Source organism: Pacificoceanicola algae, from assembly GCF_049341065.1.
GTDB lineage: Bacteria > Pseudomonadota > Alphaproteobacteria > Rhodobacterales > Rhodobacteraceae > Pacificoceanicola.
Genome location: NZ_JBMPIX010000072.1, coordinates 1 through 685, shown reverse-complemented (window position 1 = coordinate 685; position 685 = coordinate 1). Strand labels below are relative to the sequence as shown.

Annotated in this window: 1 protein-coding gene; it reads right to left on the bottom strand. The window is 65.1% G+C overall.

Annotated features, from left to right (window positions below):
* Positions 1 to 685 (bottom strand): AMP-binding protein (locus ACOYQJ_RS26230; protein ID WP_422908820.1); only part of this gene is annotated, 685 nt, incomplete at both ends.

Here is a 685-nt window from a genome sequence, read left to right as displayed (position 1 = left end):
AGCAAATATCCACCGGTTGAGTGGACCACGCCCTTGGGCTGCCCGGTCGAGCCGGAGGTGTAGAGGATGAACAGCGGGTCTTCGGCGTCCATCTCGGCGGGGCGGCAATAGTCGTCAGCCTCCAGCGCCATCTCGTTGTAGTCGAAATCGCGGCCATCGACCCAGGTGGTCTGGCCGCCGGTGCGCTTGACGACAAGACATTTGACGTCGTCCTTGCAGTGCAGCAGGGCCTTGTCGGCATTGGTCTTGAGCGGGGTCTTGCGGCCGCCGCGCGGGGCCTCGTCAGCGGTGATGACAACCTTGGCGTCGCAGCCGTTGACCCGGGCGGCCAGCGCGTCGGGGCTGAAGCCGGCGAAAACGATCGAGTGGATGGCGCCGATGCGCGCGCAGGCCAGCATGGCATAGGCGGCCTCGGGGATCATCGGCAGGTAGATGATGACGCGGTCGCCTTTGCGCACGCCCATGCTCTCCAGCACGTTGGCCATGCGGCAGGTGCGGCGGTGCAGGTCGGCATAGCTGATCGACTGCGCCGGCTCGTTGGGATCGTCGGGCTCAAAGATGATCGCGGTCTGGGTGCCGCGGGTCTCGAGATGGCGGTCGATGCAGTTGGCGGCGACGTTCAGCTTGCCGTCCTTGAACCACTCGATCTTGACCTGCCCGAGGGTGAAATCGACGTCCTTGATCT